22 protein-coding genes are annotated in these 24,618 nt (G+C 40.5%); 13 read left to right on the top strand and 9 right to left on the bottom strand.

From position 1 onward, the window contains the following. Window positions 1-130 precede the first annotated feature (130 nt). From KJR31_RS07950 to KJR31_RS07915, 8 genes are all read left to right on the top strand, one after another. Window positions 131-2,776: an alpha-mannosidase gene (locus tag KJR31_RS07950; protein ID WP_214262834.1), complete on the top strand. Its 2,646-nt coding sequence runs from the start codon at window positions 131-133 to the stop codon at window positions 2,774-2,776. A gap of 86 nt (window positions 2,777-2,862) precedes the next feature. Then, the gene (locus KJR31_RS07945; RefSeq protein WP_214262833.1) at window positions 2,863-3,732 is read left to right on the top strand and encodes an ROK family protein; all 870 of its coding nucleotides are present in this window, start codon (window positions 2,863-2,865) and stop codon (window positions 3,730-3,732) included. Next, window positions 3,726-5,606: a beta-N-acetylhexosaminidase gene (locus KJR31_RS07940; protein WP_214262832.1), complete on the top strand. Its 1,881-nt coding sequence runs from the start codon at window positions 3,726-3,728 to the stop codon at window positions 5,604-5,606. The genes KJR31_RS07945 and KJR31_RS07940 overlap by 7 nt, the downstream gene beginning before the upstream one ends. Window positions 5,607-5,816: 210 nt before the next feature. Next, window positions 5,817-6,746, top strand: coding sequence for an ABC transporter permease (locus tag KJR31_RS07935; RefSeq protein ID WP_006153360.1), 930 nt, complete (start codon window positions 5,817-5,819; stop codon window positions 6,744-6,746). A 13-nt stretch (window positions 6,747-6,759) separates the two neighbouring features. Beyond that, on the top strand, window positions 6,760-7,680 hold the full coding sequence (locus tag KJR31_RS07930; protein WP_214262831.1) for a carbohydrate ABC transporter permease: 921 nt from the start codon (window positions 6,760-6,762) through the stop codon (window positions 7,678-7,680). A gap of 103 nt (window positions 7,681-7,783) precedes the next feature. Next, window positions 7,784-9,268, top strand: a complete 1,485-nt coding sequence (locus KJR31_RS07925; RefSeq protein WP_214262830.1) for an ABC transporter substrate-binding protein — start codon at window positions 7,784-7,786, stop codon at window positions 9,266-9,268. A gap of 287 nt (window positions 9,269-9,555) precedes the next feature. Beyond that, window positions 9,556-10,542, top strand: coding sequence for a rhodanese-related sulfurtransferase (locus tag KJR31_RS07920; RefSeq protein ID WP_214262829.1), 987 nt, complete (start codon window positions 9,556-9,558; stop codon window positions 10,540-10,542). Between the two features lie 278 nt (window positions 10,543-10,820). Next, window positions 10,821-11,681, top strand: a complete 861-nt coding sequence (locus KJR31_RS07915; protein WP_214262828.1) for a DUF4299 family protein — start codon at window positions 10,821-10,823, stop codon at window positions 11,679-11,681. A gap of 104 nt (window positions 11,682-11,785) precedes the next feature. Here KJR31_RS07915 and KJR31_RS07910 read toward each other — a convergent pair whose 3' ends face one another. The 7 genes from KJR31_RS07910 to KJR31_RS07880 all read right to left on the bottom strand — a co-directional run bounded on the left by KJR31_RS07910 (window position 11,786) and on the right by KJR31_RS07880 (window position 18,347). Then, window positions 11,786-12,799, bottom strand: a complete 1,014-nt coding sequence (locus KJR31_RS07910; protein WP_214262827.1) for a DUF6574 domain-containing protein — start codon at window positions 12,797-12,799, stop codon at window positions 11,786-11,788. 87 nt (window positions 12,800-12,886) lie between these two features. After that, a complete protein-coding gene (locus KJR31_RS07905; protein WP_214262826.1) occupies window positions 12,887-13,795 on the bottom strand; it encodes a DUF4097 family beta strand repeat-containing protein in 909 nt (302 codons plus the stop codon). Continuing rightward, on the bottom strand, window positions 13,788-14,381 hold the full coding sequence (locus KJR31_RS07900) for a DUF1700 domain-containing protein (protein WP_214262825.1): 594 nt from the start codon (window positions 14,379-14,381) through the stop codon (window positions 13,788-13,790). Before KJR31_RS07900 ends, KJR31_RS07905 begins: the two co-directional genes overlap by 8 nt. After that, the gene (locus KJR31_RS07895) at window positions 14,368-14,694 is read right to left on the bottom strand and encodes a PadR family transcriptional regulator (RefSeq protein WP_006154805.1); all 327 of its coding nucleotides are present in this window, start codon (window positions 14,692-14,694) and stop codon (window positions 14,368-14,370) included. Before KJR31_RS07895 ends, KJR31_RS07900 begins: the two co-directional genes overlap by 14 nt. 172 nt (window positions 14,695-14,866) lie before the next feature. Continuing rightward, window positions 14,867-15,292, bottom strand: coding sequence for a hypothetical protein (locus KJR31_RS07890; RefSeq protein ID WP_214262824.1), 426 nt, complete (start codon window positions 15,290-15,292; stop codon window positions 14,867-14,869). A 41-nt stretch (window positions 15,293-15,333) separates the two neighbouring features. Further along, complete coding sequence (locus tag KJR31_RS07885; RefSeq protein WP_214262823.1) at window positions 15,334-16,830, bottom strand: gliding motility protein; 1,497 nt, start codon at window positions 16,828-16,830, stop codon at window positions 15,334-15,336. A gap of 350 nt (window positions 16,831-17,180) precedes the next feature. Next, a complete protein-coding gene (locus KJR31_RS07880; protein ID WP_214262822.1) occupies window positions 17,181-18,347 on the bottom strand; it encodes a CynX/NimT family MFS transporter in 1,167 nt (388 codons plus the stop codon). Between the two features lie 213 nt (window positions 18,348-18,560). On the opposite strand from KJR31_RS07880, the gene KJR31_RS07875 reads away from it, so the two are divergent. From KJR31_RS07875 to KJR31_RS07855, 5 genes are all read left to right on the top strand, one after another. Beyond that, window positions 18,561-19,391 (top strand): glycosyltransferase, encoded by an 831-nt coding sequence (locus KJR31_RS07875; protein ID WP_214262821.1) that lies wholly within the window; start codon window positions 18,561-18,563, stop codon window positions 19,389-19,391. Window positions 19,392-19,469: 78 nt separating this feature from the next. Beyond that, the gene (locus KJR31_RS07870) at window positions 19,470-21,320 is read left to right on the top strand and encodes a polysaccharide biosynthesis protein (protein WP_214262820.1); all 1,851 of its coding nucleotides are present in this window, start codon (window positions 19,470-19,472) and stop codon (window positions 21,318-21,320) included. A 163-nt stretch (window positions 21,321-21,483) separates the two neighbouring features. Continuing rightward, complete coding sequence (locus tag KJR31_RS07865) at window positions 21,484-21,939, top strand: DUF805 domain-containing protein (protein WP_214262819.1); 456 nt, start codon at window positions 21,484-21,486, stop codon at window positions 21,937-21,939. A 177-nt stretch (window positions 21,940-22,116) separates the two neighbouring features. Next, window positions 22,117-22,581 carry a DUF805 domain-containing protein gene (locus KJR31_RS07860; RefSeq protein WP_214262818.1) on the top strand — a complete coding sequence of 155 codons (465 nt, stop codon included), beginning with the start codon at window positions 22,117-22,119 and terminating at the stop codon, window positions 22,579-22,581. A gap of 73 nt (window positions 22,582-22,654) precedes the next feature. Further along, entirely contained in the window at window positions 22,655-23,014 is a 360-nt protein-coding gene (locus tag KJR31_RS07855) for a DUF805 domain-containing protein (RefSeq protein WP_214262817.1), read from the top strand. A 70-nt stretch (window positions 23,015-23,084) separates the two neighbouring features. Here the strand turns inward: KJR31_RS07855 and KJR31_RS07850 are convergent, their stop codons facing one another. Both KJR31_RS07850 and sdaAA read right to left on the bottom strand, forming a co-directional pair. After that, window positions 23,085-23,717 (bottom strand): HAD hydrolase-like protein, encoded by a 633-nt coding sequence (locus KJR31_RS07850; RefSeq protein WP_214262816.1) that lies wholly within the window; start codon window positions 23,715-23,717, stop codon window positions 23,085-23,087. 23 nt (window positions 23,718-23,740) lie between these two features. After that, on the bottom strand, window positions 23,741-24,613 hold the full coding sequence (gene sdaAA, locus KJR31_RS07845; RefSeq protein WP_214262815.1) for an L-serine ammonia-lyase, iron-sulfur-dependent, subunit alpha: 873 nt from the start codon (window positions 24,611-24,613) through the stop codon (window positions 23,741-23,743). Window positions 24,614-24,618: the final 5 nt, after the last annotated feature.

Genomic DNA, 24,618 nt, shown 5'->3' with positions numbered 1-24,618 from the left:
GTTAGCTTCCTAGTTTGCTCTTTGATTTTCATTGAGTATAAGGAGCACGCTTTAGCTTCACTGATTCTTGTTAGAATTACAAGTTTATATTTAAAACATTAAAAATTTAAGTTAGAATGAGGTTTTACTCATGGAAAATGTTGTTGTACATATCATCTCTCACAGCCACTGGGATCGTGAGTGGTATCTACCTTTTGAAAGTCACCGTATGCAATTGGTGGAACTTTTTGACAATCTGTTTGATCTTTTTGAAAATGACCCTGAATTCAAGAGCTTCCACTTGGATGGACAAACCATCGTCCTCGATGACTATTTAGAAATTCGTCCTGAAAACCGTGACAAGGTGCAGCGTTATATCGACGAAGGCAAATTGAAGATTGGGCCTTTCTATATCTTGCAGGATGATTACTTGATCTCCAGTGAAGCCAATGTCCGCAATACCTTGATTGGTCAAGCTGAATGTGCAAAATGGGGCAAATCTACGCAGATTGGTTACTTCCCAGATACCTTTGGAAATATGGGGCAAGCTCCTCAAATTCTTCAAAAATCAGGTATTCACGTAGCAGCCTTTGGTCGTGGTGTTAAACCAATCGGATTTGACAACCAAGTCCTCGAAGATGAGCAATTTACCTCTCAATTTTCTGAGATGTACTGGCAGGGTGCGGATGGTAGCCGTGTACTCGGTATCCTCTTTGCTAACTGGTACAGTAACGGGAACGAAATTCCGGTAGATAAAGACGAAGCTTTAGCTTTCTGGAAACAAAAATTGTCAGATGTTCGTGACTATGCATCGACTAATCAATGGTTGATGATGAACGGATGTGATCACCAACCAGTTCAACGAAATTTGAGTGAAGCCATTCGTGTGGCAAACGAACTTTTCCCTGACGTGACCTTTGTTCACAGCTCCTTTGATGAATACGTTCAAGCAGTCGAAAGTGCACTTCCTGAACACCTATCAACTGTTACAGGTGAGTTGACTAGCCAGGAAACGGATGGTTGGTACACCCTTGCCAATACCTCATCTTCACGTGTTTATCTCAAACAAGCCTTCCAGGAAAACAGCAACTTGCTAGAGCAAGTCGTGGAACCATTGACTATTCTTACAGGAGGGCATAATCATAAGGATCAGTTGACCTATGCTTGGAAAGTGCTTTTGCAAAATGCACCACACGATAGCATCTGCGGATGTAGTATTGACGAAGTTCACCGTGAAATGGAAACTCGCTTTGCCAAGGTCAACCAAGTTGGGAACTTCGTCAAAACAAACCTTCTCAATGAATGGAAACACAAAATAGCAACTCAGGAAGCACAAAGCGACCACCTCTTTACAGTCATCAACACTGGATTACATGACAAGGTTGATACTGCCAGTGTTGTGGTAGATGTAGCCACTTGTGATTTCAAGGAATTGCACCCGACAGAAGGCTTTAAGAAAATGGCGGCTTTGAGTTTGCCAGATTACCATGTTCAAGATTTGGATGGTCATGTCATTGAAGCCAAGATTGAAGACTTGGGGGCAGGTTTTGGTTATACCTTACCCAAGGATAAATTCCGTCAACCTTATATTGCACGTCAAGTGCGCGTGACAATTCCAATTCACCTTGCACCACTTTCTTGGTCAAGCTTCCAATTAGTCGAAGGGCCAGCAGCACAAAGCGATGGTATCTTCCAAAATGGAGTTATTGATACTCCATTTGTGACCGTAAGTGTAGATGAAGGTATCACAGTCTACGACAAGACTACAAACGAAGCTTACGAGGACTTTATCCAATTTGAGGACCGTGGCGATATCGGGAATGAGTACATTTATTTCCAACCAAAAGGAACAGAGCCAATTTTCGCTCAACTGAAAGGTTATGAAGTTCTGGAAAACAATGCTCGCTATGCTAAGGTCTTGCTCAAACACGACTTTACTATTCCAGTCAGCGCAGATGAAAAATTAGATGCTGAACAAAGAGGCATCATCGAGTTCATGAAACGAGATGCAGGACGTTCAGAAGAATTGACAACTATTCCTCTTGAAACTGAGATGACTGTCTTTGTGGACAATCCACAGATTCGCTTCAAGACTCGCTTTACAAATACAGCCAAAGACCACCGTATCCGTCTCTTGGTAAAAACTCATAATACTCGTCCAAGTAATGATTCTGAAAGCATCTATGAAGTTGTGACAAGACCAAATAAACCAGCAACTTCTTGGGAAAATCCTGAAAATCCCCAACACCAACAAGCCTTTGTCAGCTTGTATGATGATGTAAAAGGAGTGACCGTATCCAATAAAGGATTGAACGAATACGAAATCCTTGGAGACGACACAATAGCTGTAACACTTCTCCGTGCTTCAGGGGAACTCGGTGACTGGGGGTACTTCCCAACACCAGAAGCACAGTGCTTGCGCGATATCGAAGTTGAGTTTGCAGTAGAATGCCATCAGGCTCAGGATCGTTTTTCAGCCTTTCGTCGTGCCAAAGCCTTCCAAGTGCCATTTACAGCTCTTCAAGTTGCAAAACAAGAGGGTAGCGTTGCAGCAACAGGTAGTCTCTTCAACCATCCAGCACTCAACTTACCACAAGTCTGCCCAACAGCCTTTAAGGTAGCTGAAAATGAAGAAGGTTATGTCCTTCGTTACTACAATATGAGCCAAGAAAATGTTCGTGTGTCTGACAAACAACAAACCATTCTTGACTTATTGGAATGCCCATATCCAGTTCATTCAGGACTATTGGCACCACAAGAAATTCGTACAGAATTGATCAAAAAAGAAGAAATCTAATTTCAAAAAGATAACATAAAAAGAAAGGAGGAGCGAAAAGAGTAAGAACCGACTGCTTTTCTCGCTCCTTTTTACAGGTAAAAGCAATGACCATTGCAACGATTGATATCGGAGGGACTGGGATTAAGTTTGCTAGTCTCACTCCCGATGGAAAGATTTTAGATAAGGCCAGCACCGCAACGCCAGAGACTCTGGAAGAGTTGCTAGCTTGGTTGGACCAGCGATTGTCAGAACGTGACTACCGTGGGATTGCCATGAGTGTGCCAGGAGCCGTTAATCAAGAAACCGGGGTGATTGAGGGGATTAGTGCGATTCCATACATCCATGGTTTTTCATGGTATGAGGCCCTTGCTCATCACCAGTTACCTATCCATCTAGAAAATGATGCCAACTGTGTTGGACTGAGTGAATTGCTAGCTCATCCTGAGATTGAAAATGCAGCCTGTGTCGTGATTGGTACAGGAATCGGTGGGGCTATGATTATCAATGGGAAGCTTCACCGTGGACGTCATGGCTTGGGTGGAGAGTTTGGCTACATGACAACTATCGAGCCTGCACAAAAACTCAACAACTGGTCGCAACTAGCTTCTACAGGGAACATGGTTCGGTACGTGATTGAACAATCTGGTCAAACAGACTGGGACGGTCGCAAGGTTTACCAAGAGGCTGCAGCAGGTAATGCCCTCTGTCAAGAAGCCATTGAGCGTATGAACCGCAATCTTGCTCAAGGACTACTCAACATCCAGTACCTGATCGACCCAGATGTCATTAGCCTAGGTGGTTCTATCAGTCAGAACCCAGATTTTATCAAAGGGGTCCAAAAAGCAGTAGATGCTTTTGTGGAAAGATATGAAGAATATACAATTGCGCCAGTCATCCAAGCCTGCACCTATCACGCAGATGCTAATCTCTACGGTGCTCTTGTTAACTGGTTACAGGAGGAGAACCAATGGTAATTTTTACAGGACTTAGTTCCAAACAAGCACAAGCTATTGAAGTATTAAAAAATCACATTTCCCTACCAGATGTAGAAGTGGCAGTCGCTCAGTCTGATCAAGCCTCTATCTCTATCAAGGGTGAGGGCGGAAAGTATCAATTGACTTATGACAAACCTCACCAACTCTACCGCGCCGTATCCGTTCTAGCAACAGCTTTAGCAGAAGGTGATAAGGTAGAGATTGAAGAGCAGGCAGCCTATGAAGAATTAGCCTACATGGCAGATTGTTCCCGAAACGCTGTTTTGAATGTTGCATCTGCCAAGCAGATGATTGAGGTCTTAGCTCTCATGGGCTACTCAACTTTTGAACTCTACATGGAAGATACCTATCAAATCGAAGGACAACCTTACTTTGGCTATTTCCGCGGAACATACTCAGCTGAAGAGTTACAGGAAATTGAAGCCTACGCCCAACAGTTTGATATGACTTTTGTTCCTTGTATTCAGACCTTGGCTCACTTGTCAGCCTTTGTTAAATGGGGTGTCAAAGAAGTCCAGCAACTCCGTGATGTTGAGGACATTCTCCTTATCGGAGAAGAAAAGGTTTATGACCTGATTGACGGCATGTTTACGACCCTGTCTAAACTACAAACTCGCAAGGTCAATATCGGAATGGACGAAGCCCACTTGGTTGGTTTGGGACGCTACCTCATCCTAAATGGTGTGGTTGATCGGAGCCTCCTTATGTGCCAACACTTGGAACGTGTGCTGGATATCGCAGACAAGTATGGTTTCCACTGCCAGATGTGGAGCGATATGTTTTTCAAACTCATGTCAGCAGATGGCCAGTACGACCGTGATGTCGAAATTCCAGAAGAAACTCGTGTTTATCTTGACCGTCTCAAAGACCGTGTGACCTTGGTTTACTGGGATTATTATCAGGATAGCGAAGAAAAATACAACCGGAACTTCCGCAACCACCACAAGATTAGCCAGGATATCGCCTTTGCAGGTGGTGCTTGGAAGTGGATTGGTTTCACGCCTCATAACCATTTCAGCCGTCTCATCGCAGTCGAAGCCAATAAAGCCTGCCGTGCTAACCAGATCAAAGAAGTCATTGTGACGGGTTGGGGAGATAATGGTGGTGAAACAGCCCAGTTCTCTATTCTGCCAAGCCTACAAATCTGGTCAGAACTCAGATACCGCAACGATTTAGAGCGTTTGTCAGCTCATTTCAAGACCAATACAGGTCTATCCGTTGAGGACTTTATGCAGCTTGACCTGGCCAACCTCTTACCAGACCTACCAGATAATCTCAGTGGTATCAACCCTAATCGCTATGTCTTTTATCAGGATGTTCTCTGCCCAATCCTTGACAAGCACATAACTCCTGAGCAGGACAAACCACACTTTACCCAAGCAGCTGAGACTCTTGCTACTATCAAAGAAAAAGCAGGCATCTACGCTTATCTCTTTGAAACTCAGGCACAGTTGAATGCCATTTTAAGTTCTAAAGTGGATGTGGGCCGACGCATTCGTCAAGCCTATCAAGCAGGTGATAAAGAGAGCTTGCAACAAATTGCTAGGGAAGAATTACCAAAATTAAGAAGCCAGATTGAAACCTTCCATAGCCTCTTTAGCCACCAATGGTTGAAAGAAAACAAGGTCTTTGGCTTGGATACAGTAGACATTCGTATGGGTGGACTATTGCAACGGATCAAGCGCGCAGAAAGTCGCATTGAGGCTTATCTGTCTGATCAGATTGACCGCATCGACGAACTAGAAGTCGAAATCTTGCCATTTAATGATTTCTACGGAGACAAGGACTTCGCAGCGACAACAGCCAACCAGTGGCATACTATTGCGACAGCTTCAACTATTTATACGACATAAAGATTAGAACACCCTGCATGAAGCAAGATGTTTCTCGTGAAACACACTTCTTATATAAAAAAGTTCTCCACATAAAATAATTTGTGGAGTTTTTTCTATAATTTGTAGTTTAAACTGTCCTAAAAATAAGAGTATACTATTTTTGTAAACGTTATCAAATCTAAAAATGTGAGATTATGAAGCTTTAGAAAAATAAAAAGGGAGGAAATTATGAATAAGTTTTCAAAAACTTTAAGAGATAATTGGATTTTTCTCTTAATGGTTTTACCAGGAACAATTTGGTTGATTTTATTCTTCTACATTCCAGTTTTTGGGAATGTGGTTGCCTTCAAAGACTATCATATGACTGGTGAAGGATTCGTCCACAGTATTATAAATAGTAAATGGGTCGGACTAGATAACTTTAAATTCTTGTTTAGTTCGAAAGATGCCTTTGTCATCACTCGAAATACTGTCCTTTATAACCTTGGATTTATCTTTATCGGTTTGATTGTGTCAGTTGGTATCGCCATTATCCTTAGTGAACTTCGCTCTAAGAGAATGGTTAAAATCTACCAAACCTCAATGTTGTTTCCTTACTTCCTATCTTGGGTTATCATCAGTTTCTTTACAGATGCTTTCCTAAATATTGATAAAGGGCTTATTAACCACACCTTGGAAGCTCTTGGCATGAAGGGGATTAACTTCTACGCTGACGTCAGTATCTGGCCTTATCTTCTCCTCTTCCTAGGTATTTGGAAAGGGTTTGGATACAGTAGTGTTATGTACTACGCAACCATCATGGGTATTGATCCAACTTACTATGAAGCAGCGACAGTGGACGGTGCTAGCAAATGGCAACGTATCCGCAACGTAACGATTCCTCAGTTGACACCACTTGTGACAGTATTGACCATCCTTGCAGTCGGAAACATCTTCCGTGCAGACTTCGGTCTCTTCTATCAAATCCCTCACAACGCTGGTCAGCTCTATAGTGTAACAAACGTATTGGACGTCTATGTCTTTAATGGTTTGACTCAGACAGCAGATATCGGTATGGCTTCGGCAGCCGGTCTCTATCAGTCAGTCGTAGGTTTGATTCTGGTTATCCTATCAAACTTGCTTGCAAGACGTGTTGATCCTAACTCGGCACTATTCTAGAAAGGAGGAGCATATGGCAAAAAAAATTCAAAAAGAAAAAATTGATAATGTTGGCATACACTCCTTCAGCAAAAAAGCAGATATCTTCTTTAGTCTTATATCTGGTTTGCTGGCCTTCTCTTGTATCTTGCCTTTCATCTTTGTTATCATTATCTCAGTTACAGATGAGAAGAGTATTGTTCAATATGGATATAGCTTCTTTCCATCAAAATTTGGATTAGATGGTTTTGAGTTTTTGGCTCAATTCAAAGATAAAATTTTACAAGCGCTCTTTATCTCAGTGTTTGTGACAGTTGTCGGTACATTGACAAACGTCTTTATCACTACAACTTACGCCTATGCCATCTCACGTTCAACATTTAAGTATCGTAAATTCTTTACAATCTTCGCTTTGCTTAGTATGTTGTTCAATGCTGGTTTGGTACCAGGCTACATCGTGGTAACTCAGTTACTTCACCTTGGTGATACCATTTGGGCCTTGATCGTTCCGATGCTTCTATCACCATTCAACATCATGTTGATGCGTTCCTTCTTCAAGAAGACTATCCCAGAAGCAATCCTCGAATCAGCTCGTATCGATGGTGCCAGCGAGGCGCGGATCTTCTTCCAAATCTGTTTACCACTCTCTCTTCCAGGGATTGCGACTATCACACTATTGACAGCGCTTGGATTTTGGAATGACTGGTTTAACGCCCTTCTTTACATCAAGAGTGATAACTTGTATCCTTTGCAATATTTGCTCATGCAAATTCAAAACAACATGGATTACATTGCCAAGTCAGTTGGTATGTCTGGACAACTTGCAGTTGCCCTACCAAAAGAAACAGGACGTATGGCTATGGTTGTAGTTGCAACTGTTCCGATTGCGATTCTCTATCCGTTCTTCCAACGCTACTTTGTAAAAGGTTTGACTATCGGTGGTGTTAAAGAATAAAACATTGAGAAACAAGTTTTCTCTTCTCTATCTAACTTTTCATCATCAGGAAAGTTACTTATTAAAATTGTTTATAAATTAAAAAAAAAAAGGAGTTTTTATCATGAAAAACTGGAAAAAATATGCTTTTGCATCTGCTAGCCTTGTCGCTTTAGCAGCTAGCCTTGCAGCTTGTGGAAACCTTAAAGGAAACAACCAAAAAGCTGCTGACTCAGCTTCAGGTGACAAAACTGTTATCAAAATGTACCAAATCGGTGACAAACCAGATAACTTGGATGAATTGCTAGAAAATGCAAACAAAATCATCGGAGAAAAAGTTGGTGCTAAATTAGACATCCAATACCTTGGATGGGGTGACTACGGTAAGAAAATGTCAGTTATCACTTCTTCAGGTGAAAACTATGATATCGCATTTGCAGATAACTACGTAGTAAACGCTCAAAAAGGTGCTTATGCTGACTTGACAGAATTGTACAAGAAAGAAGGAGCTGAACTTTACAAAGCGCTTGACCCAGCTTACATCAAAGGTAACACTGTAAACGGTAAAATCTATGCAGTGCCAGTTGCAGCCAACGTTGCATCTTCACAAAACTTTGCTTTCAACGGCCCACTTCTTGAAAAATACGGCATCGATATCTCAGGTGTAACTTCATACGAAACACTTGAACCAGTCTTGAAACAAATCAAAGAAAAAGCTCCAGATGTAATGCCATTCGCTGTTGGTAAAAACTTTATTCCATCAGAAAACTTTGACTACCCAGTTGCAAATGGTCTTCCATTCGTCATCGACCTTGAAGGTGATACTACTAAGATCGTAAACCGTTACGAAGTTCCTCGTTTCGTAGAACACTTGAAGACTCTTCACAAATACTATGAAGCAGGATACATTCCAAAAGACGTAGCAACAAGCGAAACTTCATATGACCTTTCTCAAGATACTTGGCTTGTTCGCGAAGAAACAGTAGGACCAGCTGACTACGGTAGCAGCTTGCTTTCTCGTGTTGCTAACAGAGACATCCAAATCAAACCATTTACTAACTTCATCAAGAAAAACCAAACAACTCAAGTTGCTAACTTTGTAATCTCAAACAACTCTAAGAACAAAGAAAAAGCAATGGAAGTGTTGAACCTCTTGAACACTAACCCAGAACTCTTGAACGGACTTGTTTATGGACCAGAAGGCAAGAACTGGGAAAAAGTAGCAGGTAAAGAAAACCGTGTTAAAGTCCTTGATGGATACAAAGGAAACACTCATATGTCAGGATGGAACACTGGTAATAACTGGATCCTTTACATCAACGAAAACGTTACAGATGAACAAATTGCACAATCTAAGAAAGACTTGGAAACTGCAAAAGAATCTCCAGCGCTTGGATTTATCTTTAACACTGACAACGTGAAATCTGAAATCTCAGCTATCACTAACACTATGCAACAATTCGATACAGCTATCAACACTGGTACTGTAGACCCAGAAAAAGCTATTCCAGAATTGATGGAAAAACTTAAATCTGAAGGTGCTTACCAAAAAGTATTGGATGAAATGCAAAAACAATACGACGAATTCTTGAAAAACAAAAAATCTTAAGATAGATTGATTTCGTGTATTCATTCCTAAAAGATGCGATCACTGCCTTGTCTGGTTTTCCCAGATGAGGTGGTGATTTTTTGGTCAATACATATATTTATCTGTGTTTGTATCTAGATATCTGCTCTGACATATAAGATTGGACACAGTCACAGCTGAAAAAAGTTCTGAAATTGGGTCTTGTTTTCAATTATCGGTCAAATAAATTGCATTCGCTTTCTTGAGGGGTTATACTGTTATAGTTGAATAAAAAATTCTGATAATTTAATCTTAGAAAAGAGAAGCAAATGTCAAAAGATATTCGAGTTTTACTTTACTATAAATATGTTCCAATCGAAAACGCGGAACAATTTGCTGCAGACCACTTGGCTTTCTGTAAGTCTATCGGGCTCAAGGGCCGTATCCTAGTGGCTGACGAAGGGATCAACGGAACCGTTTCTGGTGACTACGAAACAACGCAAAAATACATGGACTACGTTCACAGCCTTCCAGGTATGGAAGACCTCTGGTTCAAGATTGACGAAGAAAGTGAGCAAGCTTTCAAGAAGATGTTTGTTCGCTACAAAAAGGAAATCGTCCACCTTGGTTTAGAGGATGATAACTTTGACAACGACATCAATCCTCTTGAAACAACAGGTGCTTACTTGTCACCAAAAGAATTTAAAGAAGCCATCCTGGATGAAGATACAGTAGTCCTTGATACTCGTAATGACTATGAGTACGATCTTGGGCACTTCCGTGGGGCTATCCGTCCTGACATCCGCAACTTCCGTGAATTGCCACAATGGGTCCGTGATAACAAGGAAAAATTCATGGACAAACGTGTCGTGGTATACTGTACTGGTGGAGTCCGCTGCGAGAAATTCTCTGGTTGGATGGTTCGTGAAGGCTACAAAGATGTCGGTCAATTACACGGTGGTATCGCGACTTACGGTAAAGACCCAGAAGTTCAAGGGGAACTTTGGGATGGGAAAATGTACGTTTTTGACGAGCGTATTGCAGTCGATGTCAATCATGTCAATCCAACTATCGTAGGGAAAGACTGGTTTGATGGAACACCATGTGAACGCTATGTCAACTGTGGAAATCCTTTCTGTAACCGTCGTATCTTGACGTCAGAAGACAACGAAGACAAATATCTTCGTGGTTGCTCACACGAGTGTCGTGTTCACCCACGTAATCGCTATGTTTTAGAGCATGAATTGACACAAGATCAAGTGATCGAGCGTTTAGCAAAGATTGGTGAGAGCCTAGATTATTCTGAAGTTGTATAATAAATATTGAGAGTGGGACAGAAATCGGTAATTCGTTAGAATTCGATTTCGTCGTTCCACCTCCGCACAGTTGAGTAGGGCTGTAAAAGCTGATGAAATCAGCGTAGTAGAGCCCACTCAACCACTGCGTCTTGCTCGACAATCCAAAGACAATTGAGAGGCTAGGACTTTTGTCCCAGCCTTTTTCTATGCTTTTGACCAAAAAATCTTAAATTTGTTTCTGCATCTTTCAGGAAAATGGTGTATACTATATGTAAACGATTTCAAAGGAGACCATTATGGTGAAGACATTTTTTATTCCAAATAAACAAAGTATTTTAGGACAACAGGAGATTCTTACAGCTAAATCAATTTTAGGCTTAGTAGAAGGCCTAGAGTCGCATAGTTATGATGCTATCTACCTCCGTCAACCTCTCAATCGCCTTGAGTATATCGAGTGTGGAATCGTAGGTAAGTCTCAATTTCTCTTTAAAGTTCGATATCTTGACTCTCAAAAAGGCTATCAAGTAATCATTCCTGACTTGATTACAAGAGCTGACTGGGAAATTGTAGAAGGGCTCTTGCGTGCTTTGTCTAGCAAGGTTGGTGAAGCAGTTGAAGGCTTGGCAGACTTTGATTTGGAAGACTATTTCCAAGAAACTGTTAAAAACTATCTAGCTGATAAAGCTGCTCGTTTAGGTTTCTGCCAAGGAATTCTTTCACCTGTTTACTTTGATAAGAAGGACTTAGAAAGCTTCCTAGAAGAAGATGGAGTGACACGTTTTGAAGAGCTAGTTAAGAGGGTTCAAGGGTCAGATGCTTTTCCTTCCAGCGCTAAATTTTATCCAGATGGTGAAGGGAAGGTTCATGGGGTCTATCACCTAGCTCAGGGAGTAAAAACCATTTTGCCAAAAGAACCGGTAATTCCTGCTCCTTACGTTGAGCAATTGGTAGGCAAGGAACTTATTTGGGAGATTGATTTGGTAAAAATCTCTGGAGATGGTTCAAAACCAGAAGACTATGAAGCAGTAGCTAGACTGGATTATCAAGCGTTTTTAGGAGCTTTGCCAAAAGAACTTTATCAGGACTTAGATGCTAACCAAGTAGAAGTAGGCCCTGTTTTAGGTGAAGATTTTGAGAACTTAGTAAAAGGTAACTAGAGGCATAAATGAAAGATATTGGTTTTAAATAATGTGAAAAGGCAGATCGTTTGATCTGCTTTTTGTGTACACAAAAAAACCTGTCAGAGTGACAGGTTTTTATCTTACATAAAAGCAAGGATTCGAAGATAGTCGAAAACAAGTGCCATTTCTGCTAGGAAGAAGAGAAATAGAACACCACCGTTGACTAGGAAAGCTAAGAGAAGGCGATAGAAGGGATCAGTTTGACTATCCTTGCTAGGTCTTGAGATGATATAGAGATTGGCCAAGATAGTCAGACCAATGCTAATGAGGCAGAGAAGAGCCGCAAAACGTAGACTATTAAAGAAGGCAAAGAAACTCGCAATACCCGTGAGCAGGATAGGAAGGGCGAAGAGCCTGCTGTATTCTTGCAAGTTTTTTTTCAGTGTCCAGTCACTGTCCTGGTCGACAAAGCGTTTGACTACAAATCCACCCATGAGGATTGAAAAGAAGAAGAGACTTGTCGCTACTAGGATGGAGAAGACCGAGAAGAGATTGAGAGACGGGAATTGTTCCATGAAGTGAGTATCGATGCTTTCCATACGACCATAGTAGCCTTGTTTGGCGTGATAAACTGTAAAGAGGAAACTTGTGGCAGAAAAGATAGTTAGTAGCGCAAAGGCGTTATAACTATGTTTTTTATCTGTATCAATGCTTGCTGTTGGTTCTTTCAGAGCACCTTGTAACCAGCCCCAAAAATCAGCCAATTCTTCTTTGAAGATTGCAGTTTTTGTAGGGACAGGGTCTGGGATAAATGGACTTTCCAAAGATTTGCTAGGCTGAGGTGCTTCCTTAACTGGTTTTTCTACTTGATCTGTCTTTGTTGCCAGTTCTTCTTGTTCTTCAGTCTCTACAGGTTCTTCTGACTTGTCTATCTTTTCTGTATTTTCCACGATTTCTTCGTGTTCGTCACTCTCTACTTTTTCTAGGTCAGCTTCTTGTTCTTCAGGATTGACTTGAAGACTTTCTTCAACCACTGGCAACTCTTCTTTTTCTTTTAACTCTTCTTGAGGAATGACTGGGTCAGATGGGCTATCTTTTTTATCATTGTTGGCTGTTTTCTCGAAATCAGCACTTTCAAACCATTCTTGAGTCATAATAGACCTCCCTTTTTTGATTAATTTTTGAGTAGTCACTACTAGTTATCTTTATTCATGATTTCTATAAGAAAGCATGCGATCTTATTATGGGAAATAGATACTTTGATTCGATTTTGCGACGAGGAGATCTTGCGTATCTTTTTTTTCTGTTTTGTAAGGGTTAGCTAATGCTTCACCTTTACTATCTCCCGTATGTATGTCACGTCTGTCTCGATGCCAGCGATAGATATCACCATGTTCAGCAGAAAACTCAACATTGATTCGCTCAAGTTCCTTTTGGGATAACTCGAGTGAGATATCTTTTCTTGCCTCGAGTTCTACCTTACCGTGCACTTTGATGTCGTCAGCAGAGATATGTTGATGTTCTGCTTGGATACGGCTATCTGTTAGACTGGTTTCAAATACATTGACGATTCCAGCTGTAGTCAATTGGCTATTTTTGATCTCGCTATTAGTGATACGAAGAAGATAGCCATTTGACTGAATCGTGGCATTGCTGACTTTTACATCGGCAATCGAAAGGACACCGTGGTCGACCTGGGCGGTTAGATTTTTTAATTCTCTTCCTTTTGGTAGCGATAGAACTACTTCATTATTGCGACTTGAGAATTCACTTGCGATAAATAGGATTCCCTCGATACTAGAACCCACAGAACGACGTGTAGTTGACTTGGTGTCTGAAATCTCAAGAGTTTTTTCTTTGATAGAATTTTGAAGATTTTCTTTTTCAGAGAAGGTTGGATGATACTGGATGTGGATCTTGTCATCGCTAGATTCTCTAATGACTAACGAATGTTCTGTCAGTGACATGTGAAGATTTTCAATATCTTGATCAAAAACGAGCTCTTCCATTCTGCTCTCAAAAACTGGTTTTTGTGACATTGCAAGGAGGCTTCTGACACCGTCTGTTTGGATACCGATGATCATCATGGAAAAACCAATGATACTGGTAACAACACCAAAGATAAGAAATCCTTTTGTCCATTTACGCATGTCTTTCACCTCTCTTTCCTCTATTAAGAATCCATTGGATGAGTCGGAGGACTAGTAATCCAAAGAAACGTGTTACATAGGAAGTCGCCAGCAAGACTAGGGATGAAGCTCCAATAGCTAGCAAACCTCCACCAAAAATCAGCACAAAAGCAGATGTAGATTCAGCCAGAATGTAGAAGCTTTCAAATAGGAGAACGCCTCCTAGGATTAGTCCAGCTACTGATACAGCAAAGAAGGCTATAAGCACGCTGACAGCAGCAATAAAAATCCCGATGATAGCCATGAGAAGACCAATTCCGACCGGAATTCCGATAGGCGCAGCCAGAAGTGCGAGGATTGCGATTTGTAAAACCTGACGGTTGTTCTTATTGGAATTTTCTTCGTTAATTTTCTTATCAAGAAGTGTAGTCAGGACATCATGGGCAGCCTCTTTTGGACTACCAAGGCTAGCCATTAGCTCCTCCTCACCTTCTGGACCAGCATCATCAAAGAGTTCTTTGAAGTAGTCCATGGCTTCGATGCGATCAGCTTGAGGAAGCTTCATCAGATAGGCTTCAAGCTGATTCAAATATTCAGTTCTTGTCATGGCGAACGCTCCCTTCTATGATGCCGTTGATCGTGTCAGTGTAGAGTGTCCATTCTTCTCTAAGGACAAAGAGTTGCTCCTCTCCGATTTCTGTCAAGGAGTAGTATTTGCGCATCCGACCTTGGTATTCGCGAGAGTATGTAGTCAGATAGCGGTTGGTTTCCAGTTTTTTCAAGATGGGGTAGAGGGTGGATTCCTTTATTTTGGCAATGAGTTTAATAGTTTGGCTGATCTCATAACCATAGGAATCCCCTTGTTCTAGGATGGCTAAGATGAGAAATTCAATCAAAGCCGCTGATGTAGGAAAATACATGGGGTACCTCCTTTTTAGTATATAAAAATTTTATATATAATTATTCTACACATACATCATACATCTATTTGTAAGCCCTGTCAAGCAATATGTGTAAAATTTTTATATATAAAAAATCTTCTAGTGAAAACTAGAAGATTAGAGGATGTTTTGTATCAATTTGGGGCAATGCTTATCTGTAATCCTCATCATAAATGGGCGGAAGATAAAAATACTTGTCTTCAATCTTGATTCTAGCACAGAGGATGCCATCTTGATAGACATATCCGTTAAATGGAGGATAGCTATCCAAGTTTTTTAGGATATTCTCAGGCAAAGAACTAAAATTGTAATCCCTCAGAGCCCCAGAACCAATCAATCTTTCAGTCCGATAAGCCTTGATTTCTTTGTCATATTTTTTGAGAAATTCTTCTCGTTTGCTTTCAAAGAGAGCCAAATCTCCGTCATCTAACTGGTAATAGCGTTCGTAACCAGCAATCCAAGAAATATAAACACACAGTAAAGATTTTTCTATCTCTGGAGAGTAGCCAATTGTAAAGTAATTTTCTTTGTCGACCTGCCGATTTTCTACTGTGATAGTCTGTATAAAGTTAGTCATGATAATCTCCGTTTCAAGAATGAACTAGAAAAACTTCTCATTTAAAAATCTTTTAGCTCATCAAAGATTTCTATAAATTTTTCTTTGTCCATCCCTAAATCTTCAGGTAGTAAATCTAAGATCTTGACCAGGGCATCATAGATATCCTCTCTCTCGATTGTTTCAATAAAATAGTTACGCTTGTCCATTTTATTGAAACCTTGAGTATACTCTCTTATGAGGACTTCTATGTGTTTCATAGTGTCCTCGTTGGGGTTTTCTAGAAGCTTTATAAGGCTTGCTCTAGTCTTTCTATATAGAGAGGCTGCTTTTTTTGCGTTTGCGGTTGAAATATTTTCTTGTCCATCCCATGAGCGAAATGGATTGTCTAGGTTTTGGGCTAGCCATTCAGCTTTTCTCGGTTTTGTTATCCAAAGATTTAGTCCCTTGTCCTGCTGTTTTTTATAATATTTTTTGGCTACTTTAGCGGCCTCTTCTGGCAAGCTACTCATCCAAAACATGCTTAATCGAGGTAAATCTTCTGGTTTGGGAATATCTTCTGCAGTAAAGCCAAACAAATCCACAGTGGAAAATACGACTAACTCTTTTAACTCTGATAATTTATGGAAATTAAGAATATGACCAGGTTTCCCCCACAATCTTAATTCCCTAAGCCTTGGATAGTTATTCAAGATTTGTGCAAAGTCTATTTCAAGGATGTTAGAACAATGGATGGCTCCTAAATCTTTTAATCCCAGTACCTTAGGTAGAGAACGATCAAGTTGTAATCGTAAGCTGGCTCCATTGTCCTTTACAAGTATCTGACAATTGTCGCTCATGTCTCCTAATAAGACTAGCTCCTCCAAATCATCGTTCAGTCTAAGTTCCTCTACGCCTGTCAAATCAATGGAAAGCCGATGTATGGAAGTCTTAGAAAAATCCAGTTTTGTTTGTCCATGATTCTCAAGAACTAGTTCTGTAATAAAAGGAGTTGACTGTAAATATTCATATAAATTTTTGTGCCATCTCGTTAATGCCAACTTAGATAAACAAGGAAAGACCTTTAATTCTAATGCATCTTCAAAAGGCGTCCACTCGTCATTGATATTGTGTTTAGAAATACGGCACTCATTTCCTGCAAATGAAACTTTTTCCTTGCTTTTATCTGCTTTCTTAAATAAATCTCTTTTTTCTTTTGGTATTTCTTGCCATTTCAGTTGCCTATAAATATCGTAACCATTCCCCCAAAACATAGCATAAGTATTGGTGCTTTCAGTTGTTAATGGTGTTGTATTACCAATAAAAATATAATTTGACGGTACATGAATATCAACATTACTAAGATGTAAGTTTCTTTCCCAGTACATAAAATCTATATAGAGTGGCTTCAAAGAAGCTAGCTCTTCTTCTCTAAGAGGTTGATCTCCTGACCAGTCTAATGATAGTAGGACAGCCTGCGGCTTTTTCTCCCCTTCTTCTATCTTGGTTATCTGACAAGCTATGTATTTTTTTAGATGGAAATTATAAACACAATATACGTCCCCTGCTTTTGCTAACATACAAATTTCTCCTTATATGATTCGATGGTCTTTGGATAATCGATATTTTTTATCCAATCAAAATTTCTTAATGGCGTTAAAACAATCATAAATGTAGACGTTTATAATTTCAACTTTAGCATCGCTTCAACTATCAATTCCGAAAGTAATAATCTTTTATGTACCCAAACAGTGCTACTCCTAATAAATTGTAACCGAAGTTTTCCTAGCTTTATTATATCATTTTTGCTCATAGTAAGAGTAGTATGCATGGTAAATCTATACTTTGTAAAATGTTGTGAAGATCCAAAAAACCAGACTCAGTCTGGCTTTCAAAGTGTGTTTATTTATAGCAAATTCTAAAAACCTTTTTAGAGGATTTTATCCGATTTATCCACCATAAAGAGGGCGACCGTCATGATGATATCAATAACTAGAAGAGCCAGTACAGCTGGGATCCACGAATGGAAAAAGTTAAAACTATAACCAAAGAGAGTTGGACCGACAGCTGCCAAAATGTAGCCGCCGGTCTGGGCAAGTCCAGATAATTGGGCTGTCTTTTCAGGAGAGCTAGTTTTGATGGAGAAGCAAACCATGAGATAAGGGAAAAGAGCGCTACAGGCAGTACCAATCAAGAGATGCGCTACTAACCAGTAGAGGAAACTCTTGCTCGGGTATAAGAGCATGGCAATTCCAAACATTCCAGCCAGAGAGATGACTGTCAGCATGATTTGACGGTGACGATTGGACAAACGAGTCGTTAAACTTGGAATGGTCATCGAGAAGGGGATACTAATCAGTGAAAAGATAGAAGCCAGAAGGCCAGCGTCTGTATGAGATAGTCCTGCACTGATGGCCATGGTTGGTAACCAGGTCATGCTAGTATAGAAGAGCAAGGACTGAAGTCCACCAAATACAATAATAGCCCAAACTTTCTTGTCTTTTAGAATGTTCTCTCTCTTTTGTTTTTTCTCATGTCCTTCTAGAAAATGATTGTGACGATGATTGGGGAACCAGACCACTAAAGTTAGTAGGCAGACGAAGGATAGGCAGAGGATCAAGCCTTTCCAAGAGGTCGCTTGAGTAATGGGAACAGAGAGATAGGAAGCAAGAGCTGTTGCGATTCCCATGGAAGTCACATATACTGTTGTCAAGAAGCTAATCTTTTGTGGGTAGTTGGCCTGAATAGCGCTAGGAAGGAGCACGTTAAAGATTGCAATACTTGCTCCGATGAGTAAAGTTCCCAGATAGAGTAGAGGAAGATTAAAGATACGAATCACGGAACCTATGGTCAATACGATAAGACTATAGGTGAAAAGGTGCTCGAGCCCAATTTTTTGAGCCAAACGTGTCGCAAAAGAGGAGAAGAGGGCAAACATCAAGAGAGGAAGGCTGGTCAAAACACCAAGTGAACTGACTTCTACTCCCAAACCTTGAGCAATGTCACCTAAAATAGTTGGCAAAGCTGTGAAAGGAGCCCTTAAGACCGCTCCGATTAAGATAATTCCTAGAATAAAAAAGAGTGATCGTTTTTTCATGTGAACCTCAATATGCTGATTTTGATAACAGCTTATTTTAAGGCTTTTTCCCATAGATGTCAAGATAGAGAGAATCCGTTACTTAGCTCAGCGAAATCATGGGAAAAAGAAGAATAGATTTACTAGTTTTTTTCTGGGATTCAAATAAAAATAGGAAAGTCTGGAAATTTGTGATAAAATAGTGAAAGAAAATCTATACATTGGAGAAGTACTGTGTCTGAAAATCGTAAATTTAGCGTCCTGATGTCAGTCTATGTTAAAGAAAATCCAGCCTTTCTAGAAGAGGCGGTAGAGAGTATCTTACATCAAACGCTCAAACCTAGCGAAGTGGTCATCGTCGAAGATGGGCCACTGACACCTGAGCTCTATCAAGTTTTGGAGAAATTGGAAGCACAGTCAAGTATTCCGATCAAACGTTGTCCACTTGAGCAAAATCGTGGTCTAGGCTTGGCCCTTCAATATGGTGTTTTACAGTGTCAGTATGATATCATTGCTCGTATGGATACAGATGATATTGCTGTCGAAGACCGTTTCGAACAACAGTTTGAATTGATGGAAAAGGAAAACTTGGACTTGCTGGGAGGTCATATCGCAGAGTTTATCGACCAACCAGACGAGATTGTGTCCTATCGTCGTGTGCCGATTAATCATGAGGATATCATTGCCTACCAGCGTATGAGAAGTGCCTTTAATCATATGACTGTGATGTTCAAAAAAGAAATGGTGCTCAAGGCTGGTAACTATGAGGATGGTCTTTATATGGAAGATGATCTTCTCTGGCTCAATATGATTAGTGCTGGAGCTCGAACTGGAAATGTGGATCAGATTCTTTGTAAGGTACGAGTAGGGGCTGGGATGTTTGAACGCCGTGGAGGTCTTCGCTATCTCAAGCTCTATCGTCAGGCACGTCAAAGAATGTACGCGCGTGGGCAGATTTCTTATGGTGAATACCTGAAAAGTGTTTTAATTCAGGTTGTCGTTGCTCTGTGCCCAGGCTTTGTGCGGCAGTTTATATTTTTAAAACTTCTAAGAAAAAGCAAGTAATGCTTAGCGGATAGGATTTTAAAACTATATCTTATCATTTCTAGAAAATGTGATTCTGTGTAGGAGGATACCATTCACATGAATAAAAAAATAACAGATTACGTCATTGATCTGGTTGAAGTATTAAATAAACAACAGAAACAAATTTTTTGGGGCTTTTTTGATATTGCCAGTATGGTCTTATCAATTATTGTGTCCTATATTCTATTTTATGGGTTAATCAATCCAGCCCCGGTAGACTATGTCATTTACACCAGTCTAACCTTCCTGTTCTATCAACTGATGATTGGCTTCTGGGGTCTTAACGCTAGCATTAGTCGCTATAGTAAAATCACAGATTTCATGAAGATTTTCTTCGGAGTGACCATCAGTAGTATCTTATCTTATGTTATTTGCTACGCCTTTTTGCCACTCTTTTCTGTCCGCTTTATCGTACTCTTTATCCTATTAACCACCTTTTTGATTTTACTTCCTCGTATCACTTGGCAGTTGATTTACTCAAGACGTAAAAAGGGCAATGGTGATGGAGAACACCGCCGTACCTTCTTGATTGGTGCTGGAGATGGTGGCGCGCTCTTTATGGACAGCTACCAACATCCTACTAGTGACCTTGAGCTAGTTGGAATTTTGGATAATGATGAAAAGAAAAAAGGTCAAAAGCTTGGGAAAATCCCAGTTTTGGGTTCTTATGATAATCTACCAGAATTGGCTAAACGCTACAGAGTAGAAAAAGTTATCGTTGCAATTCCGTCTCTAGATCCATCTGAATATGAGCGAATTCTGCAAATGTGTAACCATATCGGTGTAAAATGCTTTAAGATGCCGATGATTGAGTCAGTTGTGCAGGGAATCCAACCTCAAGCAGGTAGTTTCCAGAAGATTGATATCACAGACCTTTTGGGACGTAAGGAGATTCAGCTCGATGAATCACGCCTGGGTTCTGAAATCACTGGTAAAACAATCTTGGTAACTGGTGCCGGAGGTTCAATTGGTTCAGAAATTTGCCGTCAAGTCAGTCGCTTCAATCCTGAACGTGTCATTCTGCTCGGTCATGGAGAAAACTCTATTTATCTGATTTACCATGAATTGATTCGCAAGTTCCAGGAAATTGATTTTGTTCCTGTCATTGCCGATATTCAAGATTACGATCGTTTGCTTCAAGTTTTTGAACAGTACGAACCAGCGATTGTTTACCATGCTGCAGCCCATAAACATGTTCCGATGATGGAGCGCAATCCAAAAGAAGCCTTTAAGAATAATATCCTTGGAACTTATAATGTTGCTAAGGCAGTTGACGCTGCTCGAGTTCCAAAAATGGTTATGATTTCGACAGATAAGGCCGTTAATCCACCAAACGTAATGGGAGCAACTAAACGTGTGGCTGAGTTGATTGTCACTGGATTTAATCAACGTAGCCAATCTACCTATTGTGCGGTTCGCTTCGGTAATGTTCTGGGTAGTCGCGGTAGTGTGATTCCTGTCTTTGAACGTCAGATTGCTGAAGGTGGGCCTGTAACAGTGACGGATTTCCGAATGACTCGTTACTTTATGACCATTCCAGAAGCTAGTCGTTTGGTGATTCATGCGGGTGCTTATGCCAAGGATGGAGAAGTCTTTATCCTTGATATGGGTAAACCTGTTCGCATCTACGATTTGGCTAAGAAAATGGTTCTACTCAGCGGTCATACTGAAAATGAAATTCCAATCGTAGAAGTAGGTATTCGCCCAGGTGAAAAACTATACGAAGAGTTGCTTGTGTCAACTGAACTAGTTGACAATCAAGTAATGGACAAGATCTTTGTTGGTAAGGTAAATGTGATGCCTCTTGAGATGATCAATAAGAAGATTGAAGAGTTCCGTACCTTGCAAGGTTCTGAATTGAAGAGAGCAATCATAGCTTTTGCTAATGAAACAACTCATGTGGATTAAATATAAAAAATAAGGTATTATCCGTCAAATCTTCTTTAAGTGGAGGTGACAGGTAATATCTTTTCTCTATATTTAGAGGAATTTTCAGCTAATTTTAAACATATTTGCTCTAAGTGAACAGATATGGTAAAATATAATAAATAACAATAATAGGGAGTATCTTATGATTAACGCTTATAAAAGTTTCTTTAAAGGCTATGTAGATTTTGCAGGCCGTTCAACACGTTCTGATTTCTGGTGGGTTTGGCTTGGAAATATGATTCTTTATATTCCTTTCTTCTTAACATACGGAAATGCTCTAGCTAATTCACGAAACAAGAGCGCTCTTATTGCTTTGGGCTTTATCGCTATTATCTATTTTATTTTTGGCTTAGCACTTTTCTTACCGTCGCTTGCTTTGATGGTCCGTCGCCTTCGTGACGCTGGTTTCCACTGGGCACTTATCTTTATTTTATTCGTTCCACTGGGTAGTATTGTTCTTCTAGTACTTTTTGCTATGCCAACAAAGGAAGAAGCAACTCCAGTTATGAACCAAGTAAAAGAAGTTCAAGCTGAAGAAGTTGTAGAGGCAGTTGAAGCTCAAGAAGTCTCACCATTTGAAGAAATAGACAAGAACTAAAGTAAAATTGTTAAAGCATCTCTAGTTGATAAGATCTTTTAAGATTGTAAAGCTAGATCCTAAAAATACTCCTAGGTCTAAATTTAAGATTTGGGAGTGTTTTATGTCTATTCACAGTCGCTCTACAAATCTTATTAAGTATTCTAAACGATAAAAATAATAATAGGGGAGTAGCTTATGATTCAAGCTTATAAGAATTTTTTCAAGAATTATGCAGAGTTCACCGGTCGTTCGACGCGTCCAGATTTCTGGTGGGTTTGGTTAGGAAACCTCATCCTTTCTATTCCTTTCTGGATTATCTATTTCTACACTGTATTTCTTAGTACCGTGATGTATTCAGTGAGCGATTCAGCTAGCGAAGCTACTTTCATGGTTTTTGGTTTAGTTGCCATTATTTATGCAGTTTTCTACCTAGCAATTTTAGTGCCGACTTTAGCTTTGTCAGTTCGTCGTTTGCGTGACGCCGGATTCCACTGGGCCTTTATCTTCCTTCGCTTCGTTCCAATGGGAGGAATTGCTCTTTTGGTCCTTTTCGCTATGCCAACAAAAGAGACTGAAGTGGTAAACTATAGTGAACCTCAAACAGTCAAAGTCGAAGAAGTCATCGAAGACACACCGTTCGAAGAATCAGATAAGAGCTAAGAGATTCTTGTTTTACAGTTGAATCTTGTCTGGTAGTTCTCACGCCTGTTTAACATATAATTAGGAGTATCTTATGATTGAAGCCTATAAAAATTTCTTTAAAGGGTTTTTAGATTTCACAGGCCGTTCAACGCGTCCGGATTTTTGGTGGGTTTGGATAATGAACAGCCTTTTATCCATTCCTCTTTATATTACCTATTTTCAGGCTGTCTTCACTAAAGAAGAAGTAGCAGACCCTATCGCAAGTGTGGGAATTCTGAGTTTTTATATCATTTTTTATTTAGTGATATTCATACCGAGTATCGCTCTAAGAGTTCGTCGTTTACGTGATGCAGGCTTTCACTGGGCCTTCATTTTTCTCGCTTTCGCTCCAATGGGAGGATTTATTCTTTTAGTCCTGCTGGCAATGCCAACCAAGGAAGTGTCTGGCTAATAAATGGCGGACCGAAGTAATCACTAGTTAAAAACACTCCAATAAAATTGGAGTGTTTTTTTAAAATATTCTATTGTAGTTGACGTAAAATGTCAGCTGGTTGATGAGCAACCCAGTCAGGTTGATAGGTCATGAGATCTTTCTCATCACCAAATCCCCAAGTAACAGCTAGTTTTTTAAGGCCAGTTTCTTGGGCGCCAATCATATCAAACTTAGTATCTCCGATAAGGACCACTTTTTCTGGGTCCAAGTTATGAGTTGCCAAAGCTTGACGAATGACATCTGCCTTGTGCACTGCTTGAGGGCTTGAACCATAGATGCCATCAAAGAAATGATCGATTTCAAAGTTGCTTGTCATATGGACTGCTGTCGGGGTATTTTTGGTTGTTGTGATATAGAGAGGATATTGTTGAGCTAGTTCAGCGAGTAGGTCCTTGATTTGTGGAAAGAGATGGGCTTCATAAACTCCTTTTTCCTTATAGTAGGAACGATAAAGCTGGATAGCTGACTCAATCCGATCTTCTGGGAGGCAACTAGCGAAACTAGTTTCTAAAGGAGGTCCCATAAAACCACGGATGGTTTTTGCATCTGGACTAGGGACTCCCAGTTGTTCAAAAGTATAGGTGAAGCCATTGTGAATACCGATTGAGCTGTCTACAAGGGTTCCATCTAGATCAAAAAAGATAGCTGATAGGGATGACATTGATTCTCCTAGTAATCTTGAAATTATTCGCCGAAGATTTCTTTTTGAAGGCGACGACCTGTCGGTGTGGCAGCGAGCCCACCCTCGGCAGTTTCACGAAAGGCAGTTGGAAGACTAGAGCCTACTTGGTACATGGCATCAATGACTTCATCAACTGGAATTTTTGATTCGATACCAGCTAAAGCCATATCAGCTGCGATGAAGGCGAAGCTTGCTCCCATAGCATTACGCTTGACACAAGGGACTTCAACCAAACCTGCAACGGGGTCACAGATAAGACCGAGCATGTTTTTGATAACGAAGGCGATAGCCTGACTCGCTTGATAAGGAGTTCCACCTGCAGCTAGAGTTAGGGCAGCAGCGCTCATGGCAGAGGCAGATCCAACTTCGGCTTGACAGCCTCCTTCAGCTCCCGAGATAGAAGCGTTGTTAGCAATGACGAGCCCAAAAGCACCAGCAGCAAAGAGAAAATCTAGTTGTTGTTCATGCGTTAAATCTAACTTTTGAATAGCAGATGTGAGAACTGCAGGAAGACAGCCTGCGCTACCTGCGGTTGGTGTCGCACACACAAGGCCCATTTTGGCATTGTGCTCATTAACGGCAATGGCGTTACGGGCAGCAGACAAGACAGTGAGGTCTGATAAGGTCGTTCCTTTTTTGATGTAGTGGTCGAGCTTAGCTGCATCACCACCAGTCAAACCGCTACGAGATTTCTTTTCGCTGAGACCAAGCTCGACGGAAGCTTTCATGACTTCGAGGTTACGTTCCATGAGGAGGAGAACTTCTTCTCGCTCACGACCAGTTAGCTCAAACTCAGTCCTAATCATGAGCTCAGCAACATTTCCTTGGAAGTCAAGTTCGGCTTGTTCGACTAATTCTTTGATAGAGTAAAACATATTTT

The sequence above is a fragment of the Streptococcus infantis genome, from assembly GCF_018499575.1.
In the GTDB taxonomy this organism is placed as follows: domain Bacteria; phylum Bacillota; class Bacilli; order Lactobacillales; family Streptococcaceae; genus Streptococcus; species Streptococcus infantis_K.
Note: the sequence above shows the minus strand (reverse complement) of the source record. Positions and strands in the feature narration are given on the sequence as shown.